Genomic DNA, 24,341 nt, shown 5'->3' with positions numbered 1-24,341 from the left:
GGCTTATGTTTGTAAGGCTTATATTTAGTTGTATATTTGTATTGGAATAGTGACCTTAAAATCATCCATCTATGAAAATTACATGCTATCAACGCCTAACACACTTTTACGTCATACTCTTACTAGTATGCATCTCCTGTACTAAAGAGCACCACGAAAAGACACACGCTTCTATAGATTCGCTTGAATCATTAAAAGCTGCCTTTGATGAAGATCGGATTACCCATTTGCATTATAGGACATCGAAACAAAGCAATATTCTGAATGATGAAATCATGACGATGAAGCTGATTTATGATGAGGTTGGGGAATTATATTACCTACAATTAACCTCTCAGTCTGCGGAAGGAGAGCTACATCATGCAAAACTTACACTGGATAAAACCGTACAGGGCAGTATCGCAGAAGATATGCTGTTTGCTCCGTGGGTGAACACGATCATTTCTATTGATGGTAAGAAGCATCATGGATTACATCCTTACAGTATGCTATTTGAATCTGGAATTTCCAGTTCGGGCTTACACATTCTGTCGGATTCATTGCGTATTGATTTCCATTAAACCCGTATACTATGTCCAGATTATTGCACTTATTACAACCCGTATGTTATGTTTGTCTGTTGGCGAGCCTTATAGGTTCAACAGCAACCTTATCCGCTCAACAATCTATTACACCTTCCCAGATTGATACGTTACTCCTCTCTAGTACACAGAAAAACAAGATTATTCATATTAATGGAGGGCCATTTGGCAAAGGTCGTGAGATGCTTTCTTTTATCGATTATCTGAACAAGCATAAACCCTCTCATCTGGAGATTACAGTGATTTTAGTGACAGTGAATAGTCTGAGGGTTCATCACAAGAAATTGTTGCAGTGGCTAGACGAACGGGATATCCATATTAATTACTATGTCATGCATTTCAGTGATTTTCTGGAATCAGGTTTGTATCGGTCTATACCCACAACCTATATAGTAGATAATCAGGGTAATATGTGCCGATTTGTAGATATAACAAATGTTCATAAGAAGAACATTCTGCATCACGTAAGTAAAAATGTGCCTAAAACCATTAAAGCGATAGATAACATCTATAAACATCCATCCAAATAGCCCCCAAGCTATGCATTCATACGTGAATGTCGCCAAAGCCTCCTGCTCCCCATTGCAGGGGGCTTTTTTGTAGTTTGGCGTGATGTTTGTATCCTTTATGTTGAACGTAAATATTTGGGGTTATGAATGATAAGCAAAAAGATCACGATAAGAAAAAAGGCATTGCTCAACGGCTTACAGAACGAGGAGCCAGAAGCAAGCAGGAGCGCGTAGAACAAATCAAACGCACAACGGCACGTTATAAAGAGCATGTGTCCAGAGAAGCACGTAGTATGAAGCATAATATTTCAGAAAAGACACAAGCTTTAATGCGCCAAAAACAAATGCAGGCACCAAATCCGGCACCTGCAAAAGAAAAAGGAAGGGAACGTTGATCTAACGTTCCAGCATCTTTTGATCGAAGGTAACACGGAGATAGGTCTAATCTTAGTTAATTAAACTCAATTTTTTAGTTACCTTTCTATATCTCTGATGTTAACCACTTCTACAGCAGGAGTTTCTTTAGGAGCAGATATTTCATCTAAATCGACATCTCTTAGGTTGGCTATTTCTACGGAGTTCTCATCTATTTCAAAATTGTCTGAATTGGTTACCTCAACATTATTAGCTTTCATACTCCCAAATTTTTCTTCTAATGCATTTGTCATAATATTCTCAATACCATCAGGAGTTATACTCTTGAACTCCGTATATAATTTTTCCACACCTTCGCGGTATTCTTCAAAACTTCCTCCATTATTACGAGCATCCACTAAATCAAATAACTTAGCGTTCATTTGTTCAGTAGCTAAATTCATCGCTTCAGTTGCTTCTGTAAGCTCTTCAGAAGAAAGAGCTTTTTCAAAGGCTTTTACTTCCGTTTTGAATTCTTCACTATTCTTTATTGCCTGCATAATATCATCAAGTGAAGTTGTTTCTTGTGATTCCGTTATTTCATCGGCTTGCACAATCTCTATAACATCTGTTATTTCTTCATCCAATCTATCTTGCAAATCGGGAATGTTTTTTGGGGGTAACATTGTATATCTCCTAACAGTAATAATACATCTCTAAGGATATAATTAAAAGGTTAATAAAGGGTTAACTACGTTAATTTTTGTCAGACCATTCTATCCCTTGGTTTTTCTTATAATATTCTGGACGAATCTCTTTAACCTTCCACTTATTCTTTTTCTTTAATGATTTTTTCAAATCGTCCAAGCTAATATATTCAAATAGGTAGGTTTTAAGAGGTGATGTTTGAATAAGCGATATGTTATTTGAATCGTCTTTCTTGGAAGCAATATAGATACTCAGTTCATAATTATAAAGTTTCCCCGCAAGCCCCATAAAAGGAGGCAAAACATATGATACGCTACTTGATGTAAGTGTATTTTTCTTTTTCGTTAACGCTTGTATTCTGTTAATGTAATTATTCGAGACTAGCCCCTTGTCTTTTAATATGTTGATATCATTAATCTCTAGAATTGTATATTTTATCTTCGATGCTTTTTTTCCATATTTCGACTTCTGTTCGAGTTTTATATAGAAACAAGGATAGCCATAGGTTGCTATACTATCCGCCATTTTCTTATCAACTAGCGCTGCTTTATAAGCAATATTAAAGTTGACATGAATAGGAGTATTATATGCTAGATATGTTTTTCCTAATGGGTTAACAAGATTAACCGTTTTAGATACTAAATTTTTCTTGTTCTTAAATCTTACTCTGAATAGAGGTTCAACCTTATTTTGATAGGTTGGATAACTCAACTTAAAAGAACCTAGCCATTCCCGATAATCATTGGTTATCTTACCTCTGCTCTTGCGCACAATGTCATTAGAATCATATTGTTCTCGGTTATTTTCTTTTTCAATCCTTCTTTTCCGTTCTCTTTCTGCTTGTTCTCTTAAGAGTTGCTTTTTATTTTTTTCATACTCTCGATATTTTCTTTTTTCTCTAGAATAATTAGTTTTATACGTTTCTAACGATTTAGAGTATTGATGTTGTAAGAAAGCAATTCCAGTTAATTCAAGTGCTCCCTCGAAAGCATCACCCCAAGAACCATCATTTTCTGATGTTCTGAGTGAGGATTTTTTAACATAACGTAAGCCCTTACATTTTCCGCATCTCCCAGTACCCACGTTATCTTTATCGCAATAACTACAAGCACATTCTGAACAAAAAACACCTAGACCATTTTTATCTCTATGTGTTATTGTTTTCCCATCACATTTCCAACAGGCAACACGTCCAAAACCAAAACATCTATCACAAATATCTTGCGCAGAAGAATATAGTGAGATGAAGCATATTAGTAAAACAATTCGTATTTGATTATTTGTTACCCCTTTCATTATGTGAATTATTAAATATTAGAAAATAAAATACCCCAGCTTCAGATGTTTAATCCGAAGTGGGGTAATTAATCTCTTTAAAATTAATTATAACTGTTTGATTATCAAAATAAATAAGGTTAAATCATCGCTCCAGCATCTTTTGATCGAAGGCAACTCTAAGATAAGTCTGGTCTTCATTAAAGATGCGGCCTGACGATACAAATATCGACTCCACCACATAGTTGTTCCTCGGCCCTCCGGTAGCGAGCAGCCGAAATTCTTTCTCCGGCAGGATATAACGGTAATCTTCCGATGCATTGGCGCTATGTTTACCTGCACCCATTCCTGTATTAAACCCCATACGCATTTCGTAATCTTTACCAACCAGGTTAGAGAATAATTTCAAGGTTTCTGGATTGGTGCTACTTAGCATATAGATATTCCCGCAATTATTGATGAATTGATCCAGTAAATGATCCGATTGTGGCCCAAGCCTTACCTTGATAGCGGCCAAACTTTGTGATGCATAGATGCACATGGCTTGCTGACTACGACACACACTGGAAAATGCCACGGTTTGCTTGTTAATGGTCAGTTGTGCTTCGTCGGTAAAACAAAACACGGCTCTGTTGTTTTTGGAAAGGTCACGCTTCATCACATCTTTCTGCCATAAATACATCAGCATAGATGTCACCAAATTACCTTGCTCATGATACACAGAACTTGGTAAATCAATGATGATGATCTTTCCATCGAAGGTCATATCCATCGAGAAGTTGGATTCTACATCATCCAGTAATTTGGCCATGAGTCCGATAGAAGCGGGGAAGAGTGTTGCGTGAATACTGGCTACAATGTTTGAAGAAGTGCGTTGATCGACTTGCGTCATCTCGTCCAAAAAGTAGGATACGCACTGATCAAACTCTTCATTATCTTCACTCTCAGGGTTTTCCATTGCCAGATTAAGGTAATACATAAATTGAGAATGGGAGATGAAGTTATCATCACTGATATCATCGGTATTTTTGGGCATCGAATGGAGTATCTGGATCATCTTCTTGACCGATAAAGATACCTTCGCGTAAATCAGCAAAGTAATGGCTGCCAAACAAAACTTGTCTACATGGGTTTGCCAGAATGGGTCTTTGGAAACGGTGGCAGATTTGTTCACCATTTCGCTGAATGTCCGAAACATCTCCAGCACCGTAATCGCCTCATTGGAACCTTCCGGTGTTTGCTTTCTGGCATATTCCAGCCAGTTTAATCGAAATTCACCCAGTGCATTAATGATGATACTGTCGGATAAACGATTGGCATAGGTAATGGGTTTCAGGATACTAGGTAAGTCATCTTGCTTGGCAGTATTAAAAAGTCCTCCCATAACCGGTGAAGCGGTCATAGCCCCGGTAATCAGCGATGACAGAACTCCTGAAGTCTTTCCTGATCCCGGACTACCGAGTATTATGGTGTTATTGGCAAGATCCCTGGCAGTGATATGTTCTTGCCCATATTGTTGAATGACAGCATCCAGCGGTCGCTCAACGAGTGGTTCTAACTGTTGTTTCATGGCTTAGGATTTTAGTCGTTATACATTAGATCAATAAATTGGGAGAATCGGATAAATTCCAGTTCCGGCGGCATATCCACTGCATGACTCTGCCTAAATAACCGTATGATCTCTGCTGTGGTCAGAATGGTTTCTCGTACGCTTGGCAGGAGCATGATTTGTCTATTTCTTGGGTTATAATAGGCATCTCTGGTTCCTTGTCTGTAGGTGAGCTGGTATCTGAGTCCTTGCAGATAATTGGCGAGCTGACATACCGTATATGTTCTCTGATGTCTCATAAGCGTGTGTTTTAAACGCCCTGCAGGTGCAGGGCGTAAGTTATATAGCCTTTCATTTTGAATCCGATTTTCTGGTTGGCTGAGATACGGTTGCCCGCTTTGATGGGCTGGCACTGGTTTTTCTTGAACCAGACTTGGTATCTTTCATATTTTCCTGAGTCAGATTCCCTAAAATAAGCGCATCATTTTGGTCATGTTTCAGGTCATCGTGATTTTTGATGATAAACACTCCCGTTACACACATACAGATGGCAATCAGCTTTATGAACATGCCTAAGTTGGGAATATATTTACCGATCATCATCGCTACTACGAATACGAATAGCGGTTCAATAAACGCGTTGATACGTTGCGGGTTCTGCTTGAAGTACGGCAAATTGAGTTTACTGATCCAGTCAAATACGTACCCATCGCCCGGTGATCGTGTGTATCGATAGGGAATGGTACGTGCATCCATCTCTGCACGTATCAGGTGATAGATAGATAAAGCTACATAGGCTACTCCCAGAATCAAAAAACTGGAGAGATCAATCTTTTGCCCGATAAACGGAATTTCTGCATACCAACTGGTAAATCCTTCAATAACAAGTAGAATCAAAAAGGTAAATAGGGTGCTTTCCGGCTTAATGATGCGACAGCCAAAATTGCGTCTTACGAAAACGTATCCAATCATCGATATGAGGAATGCTATACCAAGTAACTTGCTATTGGTTACGTTGAGTACCACGTTCTCTAAATGATTTGGTTCATCACTATGAAGTTTAAAATTAGGTTTCATGATTTCTGTTTTTTAAGGTTAAACACGAATAATCGGGAGGCAGTTGCTCCCTTCCACTGGGTATGTGCCGATTGGATCGGTGTTCCGGTGGTTTCTACCAGTAAGGTGTTTCCTGATAGATGGGCTTTATAGGCAACCCCGTTTGTTTTAGGGATACGGCAATGCTGTACTGCGCCCGTTAATACATCAACAATCCATAACTGTCCGCATAATCGATCTTTCAGAATAATATGGCTCTTGTTATTACCTATGATGCGAACCGCTACTTGCTGTTTGCGACACGGATCAATGATGGGAAAGGGTTTCCAGTTGACGGTATTATTCTCAGATAGATATAGCTGGTCACGATAGGTCACAGCCATATGCTTGTCGAGCAGTGCAAACCCTCGTATAGCGATCTTATCATTGTTTCTAAAGGGCTGAGGACATTTCCACCAGCCTCCAGCACTTTTAGAGACAAACACCCCTTCAGAGCCTTGTACCCACACGCGAGAGGTTTTATCGACGACCAGGGATTCCAGTGAACCTTCAAATACTTCCTGCGCCGAATTATAGTCTTCCTGGGGTTTGATACTGGTGCGCCATATATTGTTAAACCCTAGTGAGTAAGCTACACACAAAGAATCATCTATGACTGCATGAACCCCTTCCTGAGATGTGTTAGCTATACGTGTCCATCGCTTCCCGCGATCGGATGACCAACGTAAATAATGATGATCTTTCGGACTGCCACTGGTTTCAGGAATCATCCGTATATACCAGATGCCTTTCACCGCACCCTTTTTGAACCTGTTGGCAATATGAAACCGGTTATTATTGACGGGTTGATACGTATTGATATCCAGCAGTTCCTTTCCGGTATTAACAATCACCTGACCACTATCGATGACAATTCCTCTAACGGGTAGATGCGCTCTGACCAGTGTTTGCGCACCAAATAGCTGATTACATATGGGTTCTGGTGTTAACCGAACTTTGAGTAATTGCGAGGCTTTTTCCTGTTGCTCATGAGCCTGTTTGGTGCCGGATACGTCACTTAGAACACTATCTTCAGGCAAATGTGCTGTAACATACAGATCCTCGCCCAACGGCACAAAATTGCGATAGTGATAGACTTCAGGCAAAAACACTTGCTGTTTTTTACGAGTTCTCAGATCCATTATAAAGTGGTGTCTGAGTCCCTTGGCAAATATCAATCGATGTCCATCCAAAGAACGGATCATTACCATACTGAGATTATCATGCTTAGTGGCACTTACTGCAATCTCTCTCCATTTCTTTCCGTCAAATTGATGCAAATAGTGGGCTGCTACGGAAATCAGTAAATAATGCTCATTGGCAAGGATGCGTATGCGACCTTTCAGATTTCCATCAAGCTTGTGGGTAATATTAACAAAGCTTTTGCCTTGATCCTGTGACATATAAAGTTTTCCAGAGTCACATACGACATAGAGCGCCCCCTGAAACCATCCAATCCCGTCAATGCGATGCAGACGCTTGTCACCCAGCGCCGTCGCTACTCCGGTTTGCAACTCCTTTTTGTAAAGGGTAGAATGATAATTGCCAGTTTGAGTCGCGCCATAAAGCACATCATGTTTGGTATCGACTGCAAACAGGGTGGCGCGTGTACCGCCTTTACCACTGATACGTTGCCAGTTTCTTCCGTCCTTGGTGCGATATACTACCCGATTCGCATACATGGATTTTCTATGATACGGGTTGATGACTGCATAGATATAATCACCGGCTTTAAACATCTCCCACACCATATGATGTAATGTCTTGATATAATGATGATCCGAATAAAAATATACGGCTTCATCGGTTCCAACGACCAGATCACCGGAGTTTCCAATCGTTTGCACACCCACTAGTGGCCTATCATCCGGTCTGTCCTGAACCACATAATTCAATAGTTCCGATGTTTTTTTTACTAATGCAGGTGAGGGGGCGGCACTCGCCGCCACGCTCACTAGCAATGCGATGGCACTGATTCCTAGAATCAATGCTATCCATGTGAGTTTTTTCATCCTGTATTAGTATTTAGGTTCCGCTCCAATTCGAAGAAAGAAGTTTACATAGAGTTTTGTGGCAATGTCCCTTGCACACATGGCAATGGCACGTTCGTAGAAGGTTTTTCTTGTTGGTGCTCTATCTGGTTGATTATCTAAATACTTTTTGTATTTCCCCTTCACAATATCTGTGCTTCCAGATCCTTTTTGCCAAACCGTTACCCACTCATAAGTATGTTCACTCACTGTTGAGTAAACCACTTTTTTGCTTCTTAGATCAATCACTTCCACATTCACTTTTGCGCGTGTATTATAGCCTGATGTATAGGTGATAATGGTTGCCTTCTTGGTAATGGTTTTTCCATTCTCATCCATAACTTCTTTACTATATTCCTGCTTGTCGGATGTTTTGCCGCGTGTAATCAGTTCCAAGCCGTTGGTCACCATTTTGACATGGTAATCTGCGCTTTTGGTATTGACCATTTCGACAAACGGCAAACGATTGAATCCGGTATTCTGAATCAACTGGGCTTTGACATCTTCATCAAGCGTACCGCCAAATCCACCATGACCGTGATAATGGGCTGAAAAATACACGGTGCTGGTCGCTTTCTTCTTTGCTGACTCATATTGCTGTTTTGCATCTTTAAAATCGGTCACATAATACTCACTGATTTTGTACGCCATTGCTGCACGTTTATAATCTTCTTTGTCGTTGCTTTTGGCTCCTTGCTGTTGGTAGTAGTTACCTCCAGCATAATAATCATTGGCACTATACTTACGATATGTAGAGAGGGTTCCGGCCAGTTTTCCGAGCATATGATGATCTACCGGATTAACGGTGATCTTTACTTTGGGATGATCGAGCTTCTGTAACATAGCATTTACATGATTCATGCGATTTGCATACCACATGCGGTAATACATGGCCTTACTGCTTTTCCAGTTGATGTACTTAGGAACATTCGGGTAATCGTTCAGATTCTTTTCAAACTCTTTTTGAGCGCGGGCATAATTACCAGAAGTCAACACGTCTAATGCACGTCGTTCAGCACGCTTCTTCGGTTTCATTTCCAGTGCTCTTGCTGCGTAACCTAGCCCTTCAATAAATTGTTCTTTCTTGATAAAGCGTCTGGCTTTTCTGGCACATGGTTTAGAGGCTTTACAATGTGGCCCCCATGCCTGATTCCAGACTGCTGGGTGATCGCTATAGGATAATTGAGGGATGACATCGACGGAAATGGTCTTTTCCTTCCCAACCTCCTTAGAATGGCTCCCAGGTACTTCAACCTTTTGACCATGAGTCGTTCCGATTGCAATGAACAGGGCAATTGCTACTATGATTCGCGCTTGCCCATATAGTGATAGTGTTTTCATGTTATTGTTTTTTAAGTGTAGTTAATATGGTTCCAATGGATTGATTAAGTGCTGTAAGCCGCTTTTTGGACTCTAGAAGTGATTCATCTTGGGACAAATCGGGTAATCGTTCAAACAGGCGGACGATCCGTTGTGTATGGCCTTTGAGTTTGATCAGGCTGATGATGGTGTTTTCCATCTCCTCTTCTTTAGAAAATGCCAGTTGATCGGCAAGCCCTTGATGTTCCATAGCAGCATTTTCGATAAAGGCATGGAGTGTCTTGTAGAGTCGCTTCTGTTTCTTATGCTTTTTCTTGGTTTCCAAATCCTTTAGATCATGCATAATGTTAGAAATCTGCTGTACTTTATGACTGAATTGATAGATTTTGGTACAGTAGTGACATTCATTTTCTCGTTTGAAGGCTTCAGCCACTTCCTTAATCGAGAAATTAATATCCTGTGCATGGGTAGTTACCGTCGTTAGGATAATGACCCCAGTCATCAGGATGGATTGCTGTAATCGTTTTGTTTTCATTGTAGTACGTGATTTTAATTAGACATTATTTTCACCCCACAAGAACCCTGATTTTGAACAGAATAGGAGTACATTAAAAATTTGTTAAATGTTTCATTGGCAAAGAAAAACGAATAGCGTCTTTATCTATTGAAAACACTGATAGTGAGGGGGTTATTTGCGGAAAACCGTAATTGTTAATGCAGATAAAAAAGTGTTGATCCGTATGATAAATGTTTCATTTTGTGTAATTTAGGTGTCATAACATTAATCATTAACCAACGTGGGACGTTCTAAAGGCAAAGAAATTCCCCCACAAATGCTTGATGATCTGTATCAGGCATTTACAAATAATCATCTGACTAGCTTAACTCAGAAAGCCGACTCAGTGAACCGCGTTGTCCATGAACTCCTTAAAAGTGGATCGTCCTATCAACGGGTGATCTTGAATAACGGGAAATGGTGGCAACGCAAGCGGTTTGCAATTCGGGAAGAAGAGATACCCGATACATTCATCACGGCTAAAACGATAGGTCTAGTAGAAAACCGTATACCTGTTGCTATCAAGACATTGTTTATACTGGCTGCTTATTGTGGTTATACACTGGCTGAAGCCAAACAAGCTATTAGAGGTAAAGATAGTAGTGAGATTCCCTATACCAAGCATTTAGCCGGTGCGTGGCATGTCTACTTCCATGATTCTTCCAAAGACGCGCAAGATCATATGATGCGCGGATTATTGTGGCTGCATCCTGCCAAACGTAAAGCCTATGCGTTTAAAGCATCCTTTATGGTCAAATGGAGTGACGAACCGTTTGAGGGAACAGGGCGTATTGAGAATCAAACGCTGGTACTAGAGTTTAACCGCGACTATCCATTCTTTTATGTTTGTGCCAAGCTGCCTGAGAAAGCTGGGCGTAAGCCTGATGGACAATGGTTGCTCAATGCAGGAGCAGTGAGTACGGGACTGGAGCTTCCGGTTATGGCAAACGTGATATTGCTCAAGAATATCAAGATTACGGATGAAGATGAGTTATTCAGTAAGCCGATTAAGTCTGTGTTCTATCAAGAGCTAGATAATACGCCAGAACATGCCACAACCAATCAGCGTTTGGTCAATGAGGCGATTATCTACCTTTCAAGGCATCAGGACAGACCGGTATTTCCATTTTTGCCAGATACGGTCACGGAACTTGCAGAGCGCAATGCACTCGCTTTGAAGAGTGAGACACGCCACAATTACACCACACTCAAGCGTAAACTCTATGAACCCAAAAATGATAAGACGTGGTATTCATTTTCGCGAGTGATTTCGGATGAGCATCGCATTGCGATTTTCCAGTGGGGTTTTAGCTTTAATGATGCAGAACAAACGGTGAATGTGAAACGCTGGCGTATAGACCGCCCAGATTACGGCGAGTATGAAGGGGAGGTGACACTAAAGAACGATCATTTATATATACATATGCGGGATATTGACCGTACCAAGCGTAAAAGCATCATTGCGCCGTTACCCAAACAGGAGGAGGTGGATAATTTATACGGAATTAGCTCGACCACCTTCCCCACGGGTAACAGTATGGATTCAAAGAATATGGCGATACGTGAGCTGTTGTTTCAGATTCCAAAAGACCAATTCAAGGAATATGACCTGACCAAAGGCCATTTGACCTATGACGAATTTGTACAATTTAAGGGTATCACGGACGAACAGAAGCTATACTTATCGAACCGCAAATATTCGACCTTATCCTTTCCGCATCCGCAGAACCCACAGAAGCATTATTATCGACTGAACAAGGCAAGGCAGTTTCATGGCGAGTATTTCCTGATCCTCCGTAATGATTATATCACCACAAAGAGCCTGTTCCTGATGACATTGACCATCGACAAATTATCCAATGTGACACTCACTATCAAACTGTCTGATAAAATACCTCAAAGCAAGTATCTGGGAACGGTAGAGTATTATGCCAATAATCTGCATATGCATCTGGAAATAGACACACCGGAGAATCGTAAGCAAAAGATCGCCAATCTGATCTTTGATAGTGTGGCGGTGGACTCGGAAGAAGCACCGGATTTCTTTTCAGGGATTAGTATCACCACAGATCGTGAGCTGGAGGCAGAAGCCTATCGTTTTGTGATGATCAGAAAACACATATTCCGTAACAAATACCCATTTGAGCCATCTTTGATCGATATAGAAAATACGCCACCTATTGAGCTGAATATTATCCTACAGGAACATCTACATAAAACCGTTGATGAGTTTTTCTATCAACATGCATTGGTGTGATTATTTAAGGAGTTTAGGGGTATCATCCTGCTCAACATCAGGAGTTTCGCGTGGTGCTGAAATCTCATCTACATCCTGAGCGCGTTCAATGGTGATTTTTTCAGACACTTCTTCTTTTTTACCGTAACCTTCACCATCACGATATGCTTCCCAGCTATCATAGCCTTTGTTATCCTTGAAAGCGTAATCAGTATAGGCATTATCTAGTATTCTTGCTCTTTCATCCAGTGGAATCCATTGGTCAACTACATCTTCTTTTTTACCGTAAGCTTCCTGTATATCAGGAGGTAGCCTGTCATAGCCAAACGCATTGAGTTTAATATGTTCCACACCATCTATATAAGTGTAACTGGCAATGACCATTTTTTCCTCAATATTTCCGTTTTTATCCATGTAAACATTGATTTTAGCCGCTTCATATTTCTTTTCATTTTCTTCTAACGTACCTTCACGGCGCAAGAGTTCTTTTTCCAAAGCTTCGTCAAGTATTGTTTTAGCATCATCGGGTATATTATCTAAAGTGGCTTGGGATAATCCTAATTCCCTTATTTCTTTAACTTGTTCGCTTTTTTCTTGTATTTCACTTTCTATAGCGATTTCGCGAGCCTGTTGTTTTATTTCCTTATCTAGCATTGTCTCATCCGAAATTGTTTTTATGTAATAACCTTACAGTCAAAAAGTTAACAATTGATTAACAGAGGGGATATTCCCTAATTAATTGTAAAGTGCTAATTTTAAGCATTATCCCCCGCATTAAAGGAAAACCAAAAAACTTCATATTATGTTACTATCAAAGGCTTTGGCGAGCAGCCATTTGTTAGTGCTATGCTTTGCATTATGCACTTATACAACGATTCATTCACAACGTAAAAAGGATCTTCCACCTCCTCTTAAATGGGTGAATGTAACTTCAATTAATAAAGAATATTTCCGTGTCAAAAACACCTTACCCATTCGTATAGGAGTATATATTTCTTCACCTGAGCGTACCATATATTTTATGCCATATGAAGAAATAATGTTCTCAACCAATTATCTTATAAATCGTCCTATATTCAGATTAAAATATTCAGATGAAGCGTTATCGTATCAAGAAAGAATATATGAACGTGAGTTTAATCAACTTCAGAAGGATTTAGAAGAGGTCGGAGATTGGGCAGATATTGTCGATGAAGTATCCAAACGTTTAGCTAGTCAGGATAGAAATATAAATAACAATAAAGAAAATAATGCTCCAACTACAGGAGATGCTTTAGAAGTGTTAGGAGTTGTCAAAGCTGTTGAAATTGTTGCTAATTTGGAGAAAAAATATAGAATCATTCGTGAAATGAACCTTGCTTCTAACGGTGCGAATAATAGATTCAAAGCATATTTCCAAAAAGTAAATTTACGAGAGATTGTGCTTAATCAGCGTAACAATTTTCAGGAAATCAATCGTAAAAACCTTGTCTATGTGGGTGCAACGGTTTGGAAAAACAGACTTGGGGATAATTGGAGAAGTAAGGGGAGGTCGCGTGTACCTGACCTTTTATATGGACGTAGATTATCGAAAGGTTTTAAGATAGGAGGAAAAACCTATATTTCACCATATGCTTTTGTGCGTTTAGACCAGAATACTTACAATATGGACAATTCAGATAAGACATTCTTTCTATCATCTTCATATGTCGGTGGAGGGGATGGCAGAGAGTTTTCTGAAATTGTCTCAGAAGAGGACATTGCATTACAGATGACTCAGGCTAGTTCAGGACTTTTGGTTAGGATGAATGTTCTTGGTAGATACACATTTGATGTAGGGGCTGGATACAATTTCTTTGAAACCAATCTCTTAAGGTTTAATGATGTAGATCATCTGTCAAACGGTTCTGTCAGAGAGGACTCATACAAAGATACGGTTGATTACAATGCAACACCTATTTACGGAATGTTTCGATTAGGTGTCGATATTAATCGAGGTGCAAAATTTGGGTTAGGTGAAGTGTATGTACTGACCCAATTCTGGCAGAGCGACTTAATGCCAAACGACGGGTATCAAATCTTTCAGACTGCCAATCAGGCTGACAAACTCCCCATTACAGATGGTAAACAATTTCTTTACACGATTAATGTTGGACTAGCATTCAATTTTTAGGTTCAATAGCCTCTCTTTTTCACACGTCATAATCCATAATTGAATTACCCCTTTAACATTGTAATTCATTATTCACATCAAAATAAGTAAGTATGAAAATTGCAGCATTTAACGTCGAAAATCTGTTCGACAGACCCAAAGCATTCAACGAATCTAACACGATTAGCAGAGAAGTCATTAATGGGGTGAGTGAGCTAAATACTATTTTTGAGCAAGCAACCTATTCAGCAAGTGACAAAAGACGCATCAAAACGCTTTTAAAATCATTGGGAATGGAAAAGAGCGATCAGGGAAAATTCGCTATCCTGCGCAAAATCAGAGGTAGAATTGTGAAACGCCCCAGACAGAAGCCAATAGAAGTAGTTGCTAACGGACGGGCAGACTGGATTGGTTGGGTGGAACTAAAAACTGCACCCGTTAATGAAAGGGCAGTATTGAATACGGGCAGGGTCATAAAGGATGTAGACGCCGATGTGCTTGCGGTGATTGAGGCAGAGGATCGTGTATCTCTCGAAAAGTTCAGTGATATTATTATCAAAAAGGTAAATGGTAAGCCTTATGATCAGGTTATGTTAATAGATGGTAATGATAGAAGGGGTATTGATGTAGGTGTAATGACCAAAAAGCCATACCCTATACAATCCATCAAAAGCCATATTTATGATAAAGCATCTGATGGCAAAACCATTTTCAGCAGAGATTGTCCAGAATATGGGATCACAACACCTTCAGGAGAAACCATTGTGGTGATTCCCAATCATTTTAAGAGCAAATATGGGGGTAATAATGCACAGTCTCGGAACAAACGACTATCACAGTCAAAACGCACCAAAGAAATCTATGAAGAACTCATAGCAAAAGGGTATGAGAATGTGATCGTGCTTGGAGATTTGAATGATACACCTGATAGTAATGAGTTGGAACCACTATTGCAAAACACAGATTTGAAAGATGTGGGAGAGCATCCTACTTTTGATACTGGAGAGTTTGAAGGAGTGGGAACTTATGCGTTGGGAAATGATAGTAAGAAAATCGATTATCTGTTGCTATCACCAAATCTCTTTTCCAAAGTAACATCCTGTGGTCTTTTCAGGAAAGGAGCATGGGCAGGAAAAAGACGTAAAAAATGGACAACATACGAAAACATCACCAAGCCAATTCACGTGGCAAGTGATCATCACGTTATCTGGGCAGAAATTAATATATAGGATTCTTATGGATGGAAGGGGGATGATCAATCCCCCTCATCAAATAGTGCAAATAGATCAGTTTAGATGCCTACAGTGCGGAGCGTTTCTTCTTCAACCTTACGTTCTGCTTCTGCTCGTTCTTCAGCAGTTCTGGCTTTTTGATTCTGCCACATTTGGTAGATAGTACTTTGCTCTTTTTCGATAGGAACAATGCTTGGTAGCTCATAGATACGAATCTTTGGATTGATCTTCCAACCTTGCTGATAATCATCGGGATTGAGGCTATTATGTTGTATCACTTCTACTTCACAGCCATGAAGCATCATATTGATACTCGCCATCTTGCAGCAGATTGGGTCTATATCCTCAGCATAGGTATAGTTGCCAGGGAAATGTCCGTGAAAGGCAATCAGGAAACGCCCTGAGCCACATGTCGGATCATTGATGGTGAGTCCTTTGCCAGTTAAATCCTCATCTTTGCCATGTTGCATGAGAATCATTAAATCAACTACATGTTCTGGTGTAAAAAACTGGCCTAATCTAGATTTCTTACTTCGGCTTTCAAGTGCTTCATAGAAATCTCCAAACAGGTCAAACCATTTTCTAAATGTGCAATTGCTGCGGCTTCATTATGAAAATAAGGTTTGCTTAAAATGGACATTATTATGGTATCTCCTTGAAATATAAGGAAATACTATACTATTAATATGGGTTTATAAAGTATATAATCGTCTAAAATTTAGAGGATCCCTACTTGTACGCATAGCTTCAGTTAAGTTGAAAAAACCATCTGTTCCATTTGCAATCTCAGTACTCCCTAAGTTCCATTCAGCAATTAGATTAGAGCCACCTATTTATCCAGTTTCAAAAAATCTGGATTGTTTTTTACTTACATACTAACAATAACTAATCGTTGAGGCCACTAGCGAGACGCTAGCGGGCTAAGCTCTGTAGTTAAAGAATCTGTAGAGATATATAACAACAGTAGACCTCATTTGAGTTTAAATTATAAAACACCTAATTTTATACACAACAAAAATGCAGAGCTTTTAAAAGCTCTGCATTAAATATCATTCAATAATCGTCAACTTATTTTAGGACGACTCATTTACTTGGTTTTACATTAAAAGGAGGACTTTCCGTATTAAACATTATTTCACTTATATTTTGCTTATGCCTTAAAAAGGCTTGAATATAGAAGTTTTCTTTTTTCCATATCATAAATAATGGTTTTTCATCAAAAGTCCCTTCTATTAGGTCTCCTTCACTTTTTCTAGCATGTTGGATAACATTACCAATATCATCTTTTATGGAACCCTCGCTTATTATTTTTCTATTTGAGATTACATGTATATGATCAGGTTCGCCATACTTTTCAATAAACGAGTCATAAAATTGACGATTGATAACTTTATCAAAATGAATCGTAATAGATTTAACAATATCACTTTCATCAGTTTCTAAAGAGAGTACATGTGAAAGCATACCATAAAAATTCATATTAAAATTTTGGCTAAAGTATAATTGAGCTTTAATTTTTTCAATATTACTTTCTTTAAAATTGGTACTAACAGCTTTTTTTACTTCAGAAAGATGTTCCTCTAATAGTTCTTCAAATTTAATAGTATCCACAGAATGAGTATTTAGATTGAGTGTGAATATAAATAATATAGTTATAAAACTTTTCATGTTTCTAAATTAATAAAACTTTTTATCAGTCACAATCAAAAGGATTGCTTATCCCCAAAACACTCGTAATATAAGGCGCTGGACTAGGTATAGAAAAAGGTTCTGCCGTGAAACTAAAACTACCTCCTACTATTGCTAATTGAGTTCTAAGTGCATCGTTAAAAACATCTTTTAAGCCAAATTCTGAAACATCAGGATTATTAAAAAAGTAAACATCTGCTTCCTTTATTGCAGCTGTAACTGCTATTGCGGTAAGGTTAGCAGCTTGACCATTAGTAATTACATTTGGCATGGTGAAATAAATTATTGATGTATTAATATCAATTTCACCGTAATACGGACTACCATTAGGTCTAATGCCTGCAGTATAAAATCTATGGTCGAAATTTTTTACTGCACATCCTTTTTGTAAGGCTCCAGGGGGTTGAGCATATTCAAAACTTCTACAATCCGCCCCTAATAGTGGATTTGCACTGGGGTTAGCCATTAATACATTAATAGCATTTGTGACAAAAATCACCTCCTCGCTCGACCAAGTTCCCGCATTAGTATGGGATGAGTAGTAATTGTATAGATTTTCAGTTTTATTTCTATTAGTAATCAACCAATCTTTTTGCTCTTGATTTAAGGTAAGTGCTTTAGAAACATCATACACTTTCTTTCTAAAAGCAAAGTCAAACGGCTGATTGTTTAGCAATGCCCTAGTTCCTTCAATCACATAAGGACGATCAAGCATCGATAAAAAGCGTACTCCATTTTGCCATAGTTTAATCCCTATGTCGTTTGTAAAAAAAGCGGTAATATAAAACTCAGTTCCTATATTAAACGCTCTACTATCATAGTAAAACAACCTGGCAATTTCATCATAAGTAAAATAGTTGCTCAATTCAAATCCATTATCCCTCATAATATGATCTGTCATACGACCCTCAGCTTCTCTATTTGCATTTGGGGAAGTCTCTAGAGCGTGTAATACATTTTCGAACAATCGAAACCTTCTGTTAGAGGGATCACTGGTAATTTGAACCCTTCTAAACAACCTGTTAGGGTTAATAAAATAGTCTTCTGTAATAAACTTCTCACCAGGGCGATTAGGAGCAAAACCAATAGGAAAAATAGGATTTACCTCTGTATAACTAAGAAAGGTTCTTTCTATAAGGTATATTGAATTTAGGTCATATTGTGAGTATTTAAAATACTCCTTTAACTCCTTAACCACTTCTGGTCTTTCAGTTATATATTTGTTTGTAGCATAACCATAATTTGTTCTGGCAAGAGTAAATAATGCATCCTCCTCTGATAATTCATTATTTGATGGTGGTGTATACCCGTCCATTGGTGGGATGTTGCCTCCAGTTCTAAGAAAAAGGGTATTTAGGTGCTGTGCTTCGTGATCTGCCAAAGTATAATCAACGTTTGGATTTAAAAAAGGAGGCTTATTAGGTTCAATATGAGGCACGGTTGGGTCTTCTATTGCAATGCGAATATCATATGTGGTCATAAAACGTATGGCATCTTCATAATCTAAACTCTTGTAATGAACCAATAAGTTACCTGCTAAAAAATTGGCAATATACCCTTCGTTTAACATTCTTTGTAAGCGACTACTACGTATACTATATTCTGCTCTGGCAGCCCGTTGATTATCTCTAGTGACTAACTCTGTGTTTAACAAACTATTTACCTCGGCATCGGTCATGCTTCTTAGGAATTTCCCTTTATATTTTAAATCTCCATATACAGGATTGGTAGTACCTTCCCTTTTTCTGATATCCAGTATTTTTGAATTAAGATTAGCATTTCGTAAGGCTACTTCATCATAATTTGTTATAGCTTTAATCTGGTTGTCTAGTTTTGTAAAATATTTATTAGCAAGATTATTGGTTTCAACATCTCTAAAATGCTTTCTTTGAATCTCTTCAAAATTATAGTCAGTAGAAAGCCCATATGGAGAGTTGTATTGTGCAAAATAATTAACCCCTGTCCATGCAGTAGCTAATAAAATCTCTTGCTCATATAACCATTTGTCTTTTTCTGTAGTTGCATTTATTTGATCATTAAAAACAGTGAAATGAAAAGGGGCAAAACACAAACAACTTCTTTCACTACCACTATTCTTAGCCTCACAATCAATACAGCTGTCCGTACCGTCATCTGAGTATTGTTCTATTTGTGCATATGTAGCACTAGAGATCAGGCATACCATACCCAATATCATTATTTTATATATAAATTTCATAATATTATTTTGTATAGTTAGCTTATTCTTTAATTACAGTTTTAGTAAAATACTGCTCGTTTATCCTCATTTGCACAATGTATGTACCACTAGGTAGAGCACTACTATCTATAGTTGTAGATTGTAAGCTACTATTCGAGTTGTTTTGACCAGGTAAGTGTACCCGTTGTTGTCCAAACATATCATAAATAGAAATCTGGATTTCTGCGTCTTTATCTAAAGAATAGGTAATGTTAAATTGATTCCCAATAGGGTTTGGCGAGATCGTAGCCAAATTTTTATCCAATTCTAAAGAGGTTGATGTTTTTATGTCTGCTTCTGCAATAGCCGTTGATGCTACCGGCAAAGTTGGAGCTTCAGGATATAAAACCATTCGTATAGGTGTATGTATTTCTTCATTAAACTCTACAATTTTACTGGCAGAAGGTGTTTTTACTATTAATGCTTCTTTTCCATCAACGGTAGCTTGTTTAAAGTATAAACCTGTAAGACTATGAATTAATGTGTTTTTAGCAGGATGGTCTTGTAGTACATTTTTTAGTGGTGGGAGTTTAAGAGTTAAGCTTGAACCAAAACCGCTATAAAATTCATTAACGGCAGCATTAACCTGTGCATAACGAGCATTTTTCACCACCGTTTCTCCATTCATTATAAGTTCGTAACTGACATTTTTATATGTACCATGATCTTCTCTTTCTGTTATCGATAAGGTTACAGGAACATATTGTTTTACTCCTGCGGCAGTCCAATCATACACTATAAAATGCCCTTTAAAAGTGGTTGTCCCATTTCCTACAATTGTAATTTCTTTATTATTTGAAGCATAATTATCCAAAGAAGCCAAACGTTCCTCTGCCGAGATGGGAATCCAATCATTATTTTGATTTTGTAGTGTTTCTATTAAAGTAGTACTATTAAGAATGTTATTATCGGTAAGCATTTGTATTGCCAGTGCCTTATTTTGAGGTGCACCATATCCAAAATAATGCATGATCGCCAACCAATGTTTTGCCATTGGGTGATTACTAGCTTCAAAATTTGTTTTTGCTTTGGCAACCAAAGTAGCATTGGTAAAATCCTCGTTAGATACCAAGTTTTTTAAATAAAGGTACCCTAGGATATAATGCGCTATATCTTTTTTATAATCTTGAGCAACTAAGGCTTCAAGGTTATTAGCTATAGTTCCATAAGCAATAGAATGCCTTCCTCTATATCCCTTAGTTAATAGATTAATGCCGTGATCCAACATTGCTGGGGGATATTTATAATAAGACGCCCTAAAAAAGTGTAAATATGATGTTTCTTGAACGCTACCTCCAGGAAAAGTAGTATACCCCCCTCTTCTAAGGTGAAGTAATCCTGCGGCATATGCAGATGCAGGGCTGGTTCTCCCATAGGCAAGATCGGCACAAGGAGTAATATATTCAATAAGCTCGTCGATTAGTGCAATCGGATAGTCTTTAAAATCATTTTTAAAAGCGATTACGGCTTCTGCTTTTTGATCACATTCGGTTTTTGTAAGTTGTGCAAATGTGGGTTGCACGTAAGTTAGGGCAAGGCATAGCAAGCCCCATACAAGTGATTTGTTCATTTGTGAAAAATTTAAATGGTTTATTTACATATTGGGGTAACACCAGACCTAACATGACTATAAGGTCTGTTAAAGGAGAAACTCCTTTACGGTCAGAAAACCAAAACAACTTAATTACAGCGCTATAATCGTATTGTTTTGAGTTGTTATCGTATAGTATTAAAATATAGTTCTTCTAGCTAGTGTAATAAAGTATTGTTTTCATAAGTTGGATTTTTTAGGTTATTATGAGGTGTTTTTCGTTGCAATATTAGAGCACACCAGTTTCATTTTTTGACATTCTGTATGATGGAAATGTTAATTAATAGTTAAAGTCAAATGTTTCTTTAGAGAGTTTTTTGTCATATGGTTAGGTTTTAAAAAATTGATATATTATGTATATGTCTCAAGTGTTCGATTTGTTACATGCTTTTTTAAATTATTTGATAGTATTGCTTATAATTACCTTGTTCATTGCAATAATAAAGTATGCCAGTTTCATTTTCCGGTACTGGGAGAAATGACAATGTTAATTAATCGTTAAAAAGCATAAGGGTGCAGGAGTAATACAAATCTTGACTGTGGACAAGGGGAGAAATACAGTCATTATTACTCCTGTCCTTTATGAACTGAAAGACCTCTTGCATTTTTGCTTTCATGGTAAATAAACTAGGATTCATATGGTAGTCTTTGGTTTTTGCTTCATTCAAAATACAGGAGCAGTCTATTTATGTACTAAATAACTCTTAAAACCCTAATTGTAGGATGTGACTACTCCTGTTGCTCCTTACTCAGTTGTCAAATTTTTTCCAAAAGTTTATTGGATTCCATTTTCTGACTAGTTTCATCACTTTATCGCCTATTACGTGGATTGTTATGTTTATATCCACATTAATCGCCTCAAGCACTTCCTCAATAGCTTCAATACGAGCGTTATTGTTGAACATCTCAGACACTTTCTTCTGAACAATCAGCTTAGCAGCCTTATCCAACTCATTATATTTGGGGTGCTCATTAAGCATAGCTAGTATTGTTTCAAATGTTAAATCTGGTTGGAAGCCAGTTGAATAAGTGTCTTTGTTCATCAAGACAAATCGACGTGCTCTATGGATAACTTCGATAGCTTGATCGGATGAAAATCCTTTTTCAAACAGTCGTACAGTCCACCTATGAATCATTGACTCATAACATTCTTTGTTAGCAACACGCATCATAAACTCATCCATTTCGATCTGTATGGATTGAATAATGGTAGCAATGAAACGATTGCGGCGATTATTTAACTCTAGATTCTCTGTCATGACTAATTATTTTGGGAGTTGATTATTGTCTTTTTTTCCTGTGATACTAAGTTTTAAAAGAAACCGGTGTATCTTGATGATACGTTTCTGATTCAGTTTTCTGCCATATTTAAAGAACTTCTGTAAAGTGCCATTGGGAAAATCTAGACGATCATCCAGTCCCGCCTTGTTAATAATATCTTCATTATCAAGTAGCCACTTTTCTACTATTTCTCGTTTTGTTGCATTCATATTTACATCAATATTCAGGCTATCAATAGATAACACCAGATAGTGATAGAGAAACTAAAGTGGGGTGTATTCTCTAACTGTTAACCTTATGTTTTTTGACGATGTGTTTAAGGTTGTATGCTATATTAGTCAGATTGTTTGAAAGCGTGATTTTGAATTCCTAATTAGTAAAATTTTGCATACATTTGCTTTTGTCGCAGTTTTAGGACGTTACATCATACGTTTCATACGATTTTCAGACTAATTTCATACAAAGTACGAAAAAAGTTTTGTAAAATGCAAATTTATTAATGGGGGTTAAGTCACTTTTCGAACATATTTCAAAAAATGAGGGCATTTCAGTAGACGAAATAGCTAAAAAATTGGGTGTCGCAAAATCGACCATTTACTACAGTATCAACAAAAATGCCTTATCGTTGAAACTGCATAAAGCACTCAAGAAACATTATCCCAATTATCTGGAGGCAATGGATGATGAGTCTCTGGCACTAGACGATTATGATCCGGTAAAAGTGGCTGATTATGTCGTAGGGAATGAAGAAGAAATGCTTCAGGTGGATAAATTTCGATTATGGCTTCAGACCAAAGTACAGGATGGTGTGATCGAGGTATTGTCTATTAAGAAGTCAGGTAATAGCTAACACCACCACTTTTAAGCATAAATAGCCGATACTCTTTCTTTGATATAGCTTTCTGGGAATGTGATGTTCAAACCAAGTTCCAAGCGAGTTTTGATGATCTCTTTTATACGCTTCTCATTGGTTTCAGCTTTCTTCTCAAGATATTGCTCAATATCATTATGAATCTCCTCCAGCAAACCTTCAGGTATAAGTCCTTGGCGATATTTTTTGCGTATTATACGTTTCCTGTCCTTCCCCATTAGCGCAGTTTTTCTATTTGATCGTTATAATCTCTGATAAACTGCTCTTTATCTTCAGCAGATATGTATTTGCGTTTCACATCTCTTATGACAAAATATAACCAGGCATGCAGGTTTTTCTGACGCTTAATATAATAGCTGTTGATAAGTATAGAAATACCTGTACCCACCGAAGCAACCAATCCAATTGCCCAATAATACAACTCTTTGGGAAAATCTTGCCTATGCCAGAGTGTCCATGTCACAAAGTAAAGCGATATAAATAGGAACAAGAAGGCAGAAACGCCCACTATCCAACGTATTTGTTTATCAAGAATAATGAAAGGGTAGATATATACTAACAATAATGAAAAGTAGAGCATTGCTATTGGCTTGCCAATAGCGTACCAGAATTTACGAATGTTGGTGAAGCCAATAAATTTTTCACTGGCTTTCAGGTTCTCAACTTTAAGATCGTATTCTTCCTCGCTTAATTCCTTTTGTTCAAGTTGCTTTTCATATACTGCAAATTGAGCATGTTGTTTAGGGTAAAATATATGGATGAAAGGTGCAGTACAGGCAAATACAGCACCCAACATCATAATAATAATCTTAATTTTGCCTGTCATCTGGTTCTTCAAGTTCTTCTTTATCGATCATTTGAAGATCGACATCTGAATCAAGACCTATTTGCTCTTGAGTTATTTCGTTATTAACATTTTCAACTTCACATCCAATGAATGTAAATGCCAAAATAAAAAAAAGAATGTTCAATAAAAATGATTTCGTTTTCATAATTAAAATTTAAGGATTTATGGACTATAAACTTGGCTTGCAAGTTATTGATTTACAATTGTTAAACAAGGATTTTTAATTGTTGATAAGATCGATTTTTAG

The 24,341-nt window shown here is 37.8% G+C and carries 24 protein-coding genes; 7 read left to right on the top strand and 17 right to left on the bottom strand.

Annotation, left to right across the window (positions count from 1 at the left end; genetic code table 11):
• The first annotated feature begins 71 nt into the window (after positions 1-71).
• The 3 genes from FOF46_RS26580 (at position 72) to FOF46_RS26570 (ending at position 1,485) form a co-directional block, all read left to right on the top strand.
• A complete protein-coding gene (locus tag FOF46_RS26580) occupies positions 72-560 on the top strand; it encodes a hypothetical protein (protein ID WP_143918572.1) in 489 nt (162 codons plus the stop codon).
• Positions 561-571: 11 nt separating this feature from the next.
• The gene (locus tag FOF46_RS26575) at positions 572-1,111 is read left to right on the top strand and encodes a hypothetical protein (protein WP_143918571.1); all 540 of its coding nucleotides are present in this window, start codon (positions 572-574) and stop codon (positions 1,109-1,111) included.
• 122 nt (positions 1,112-1,233) lie between these two features.
• Positions 1,234-1,485 carry a hypothetical protein gene (locus FOF46_RS26570; protein WP_143918570.1) on the top strand — a complete coding sequence of 84 codons (252 nt, stop codon included), beginning with the start codon at positions 1,234-1,236 and terminating at the stop codon, positions 1,483-1,485.
• A 78-nt stretch (positions 1,486-1,563) separates the two neighbouring features.
• Here FOF46_RS26570 and FOF46_RS26565 read toward each other — a convergent pair whose 3' ends face one another.
• The 7 genes from FOF46_RS26565 to FOF46_RS26535 form a co-directional block, all read right to left on the bottom strand.
• The gene (locus FOF46_RS26565) at positions 1,564-2,103 is read right to left on the bottom strand and encodes a hypothetical protein (RefSeq protein WP_143918569.1); all 540 of its coding nucleotides are present in this window, start codon (positions 2,101-2,103) and stop codon (positions 1,564-1,566) included.
• 97 nt (positions 2,104-2,200) lie between these two features.
• Entirely contained in the window at positions 2,201-3,448 is a 1,248-nt protein-coding gene (locus FOF46_RS26560; protein WP_143918568.1) for a hypothetical protein, read from the bottom strand.
• A gap of 124 nt (positions 3,449-3,572) precedes the next feature.
• Positions 3,573-4,997 (bottom strand): TraM recognition domain-containing protein, encoded by a 1,425-nt coding sequence (locus FOF46_RS26555; protein WP_143918567.1) that lies wholly within the window; start codon positions 4,995-4,997, stop codon positions 3,573-3,575.
• Positions 4,998-5,327: 330 nt separating this feature from the next.
• Positions 5,328-6,053, bottom strand: coding sequence for a hypothetical protein (locus tag FOF46_RS26550; protein ID WP_143918566.1), 726 nt, complete (start codon positions 6,051-6,053; stop codon positions 5,328-5,330).
• Positions 6,050-8,083, bottom strand: a complete 2,034-nt coding sequence (locus FOF46_RS26545) for a beta propeller repeat protein (RefSeq protein WP_143918565.1) — start codon at positions 8,081-8,083, stop codon at positions 6,050-6,052. Before FOF46_RS26545 ends, FOF46_RS26550 begins: the two co-directional genes overlap by 4 nt.
• 6 nt (positions 8,084-8,089) lie before the next feature.
• Positions 8,090-9,442: a hypothetical protein gene (locus FOF46_RS26540; protein WP_143918564.1), complete on the bottom strand. Its 1,353-nt coding sequence runs from the start codon at positions 9,440-9,442 to the stop codon at positions 8,090-8,092.
• Position 9,443: 1 nt separating this feature from the next.
• The gene (locus tag FOF46_RS26535) at positions 9,444-9,956 is read right to left on the bottom strand and encodes a hypothetical protein (RefSeq protein ID WP_143918563.1); all 513 of its coding nucleotides are present in this window, start codon (positions 9,954-9,956) and stop codon (positions 9,444-9,446) included.
• A 262-nt stretch (positions 9,957-10,218) separates the two neighbouring features.
• Between FOF46_RS26535 and FOF46_RS26530 the strand changes: the two genes are divergently transcribed.
• Positions 10,219-12,234: a hypothetical protein gene (locus FOF46_RS26530; RefSeq protein WP_143918562.1), complete on the top strand. Its 2,016-nt coding sequence runs from the start codon at positions 10,219-10,221 to the stop codon at positions 12,232-12,234.
• On the opposite strand, the gene FOF46_RS26525 is transcribed toward FOF46_RS26530, so the two are convergent.
• Entirely contained in the window at positions 12,235-12,867 is a 633-nt protein-coding gene (locus FOF46_RS26525; RefSeq protein WP_143918561.1) for a CAP domain-containing protein, read from the bottom strand.
• A gap of 148 nt (positions 12,868-13,015) precedes the next feature.
• Between FOF46_RS26525 and FOF46_RS26520 the strand changes: the two genes are divergently transcribed.
• Together FOF46_RS26520 and FOF46_RS26515 are read left to right on the top strand one after the other, a co-directional pair.
• Positions 13,016-14,365, top strand: a complete 1,350-nt coding sequence (locus FOF46_RS26520; protein WP_143918560.1) for a hypothetical protein — start codon at positions 13,016-13,018, stop codon at positions 14,363-14,365.
• Positions 14,366-14,637: 272 nt separating this feature from the next.
• Positions 14,638-15,573, top strand: a complete 936-nt coding sequence (locus FOF46_RS26515) for an endonuclease/exonuclease/phosphatase family protein (RefSeq protein WP_208746821.1) — start codon at positions 14,638-14,640, stop codon at positions 15,571-15,573.
• Between the two features lie 62 nt (positions 15,574-15,635).
• On the opposite strand, the gene FOF46_RS26510 is transcribed toward FOF46_RS26515, so the two are convergent.
• The 6 genes from FOF46_RS26510 to FOF46_RS26485 form a co-directional block, all read right to left on the bottom strand.
• Positions 15,636-16,145, bottom strand: coding sequence for an N-6 DNA methylase (locus tag FOF46_RS26510; protein ID WP_143918558.1), 510 nt, complete (start codon positions 16,143-16,145; stop codon positions 15,636-15,638).
• A 514-nt stretch (positions 16,146-16,659) separates the two neighbouring features.
• On the bottom strand, positions 16,660-17,244 hold the full coding sequence (locus tag FOF46_RS26505) for a hypothetical protein (protein ID WP_208746820.1): 585 nt from the start codon (positions 17,242-17,244) through the stop codon (positions 16,660-16,662).
• A gap of 25 nt (positions 17,245-17,269) precedes the next feature.
• Complete coding sequence (locus FOF46_RS26500; protein ID WP_143918556.1) at positions 17,270-19,483, bottom strand: hypothetical protein; 2,214 nt, start codon at positions 19,481-19,483, stop codon at positions 17,270-17,272.
• 22 nt (positions 19,484-19,505) lie between these two features.
• Positions 19,506-21,074 carry a T9SS type A sorting domain-containing protein gene (locus FOF46_RS26495; RefSeq protein WP_143918555.1) on the bottom strand — a complete coding sequence of 523 codons (1,569 nt, stop codon included), beginning with the start codon at positions 21,072-21,074 and terminating at the stop codon, positions 19,506-19,508.
• Positions 21,075-21,844: 770 nt separating this feature from the next.
• A complete protein-coding gene (locus FOF46_RS26490) occupies positions 21,845-22,354 on the bottom strand; it encodes a hypothetical protein (RefSeq protein WP_143918554.1) in 510 nt (169 codons plus the stop codon).
• A gap of 6 nt (positions 22,355-22,360) precedes the next feature.
• Entirely contained in the window at positions 22,361-22,585 is a 225-nt protein-coding gene (locus tag FOF46_RS26485) for a hypothetical protein (protein ID WP_143918553.1), read from the bottom strand.
• Between the two features lie 290 nt (positions 22,586-22,875).
• Here FOF46_RS26485 and FOF46_RS26480 point away from each other — a divergent pair, with 290 nt between their 5' ends.
• The gene (locus FOF46_RS26480) at positions 22,876-23,226 is read left to right on the top strand and encodes a TetR/AcrR family transcriptional regulator (protein ID WP_143918552.1); all 351 of its coding nucleotides are present in this window, start codon (positions 22,876-22,878) and stop codon (positions 23,224-23,226) included.
• 11 nt (positions 23,227-23,237) lie between these two features.
• Here the strand turns inward: FOF46_RS26480 and FOF46_RS26475 are convergent, their stop codons facing one another.
• The 3 genes from FOF46_RS26475 to FOF46_RS26465 are packed head-to-tail and all read right to left on the bottom strand — an operon-like array spanning position 23,238 to position 24,239.
• Positions 23,238-23,465: a hypothetical protein gene (locus tag FOF46_RS26475; RefSeq protein ID WP_143918551.1), complete on the bottom strand. Its 228-nt coding sequence runs from the start codon at positions 23,463-23,465 to the stop codon at positions 23,238-23,240.
• On the bottom strand, positions 23,465-24,073 hold the full coding sequence (locus FOF46_RS26470) for a hypothetical protein (protein ID WP_143918550.1): 609 nt from the start codon (positions 24,071-24,073) through the stop codon (positions 23,465-23,467). Before FOF46_RS26470 ends, FOF46_RS26475 begins: the two co-directional genes overlap by 1 nt.
• Complete coding sequence (locus tag FOF46_RS26465) at positions 24,057-24,239, bottom strand: hypothetical protein (RefSeq protein ID WP_143918549.1); 183 nt, start codon at positions 24,237-24,239, stop codon at positions 24,057-24,059. Before FOF46_RS26465 ends, FOF46_RS26470 begins: the two co-directional genes overlap by 17 nt.
• Positions 24,240-24,341: the final 102 nt, after the last annotated feature.

The sequence above is a fragment of the Aquimarina algiphila genome (assembly GCF_007489275.1).
Taxonomy (GTDB): domain Bacteria; phylum Bacteroidota; class Bacteroidia; order Flavobacteriales; family Flavobacteriaceae; genus Aquimarina; species Aquimarina algiphila.
This window is presented reverse-complemented; position numbering and strand designations above follow the sequence as displayed.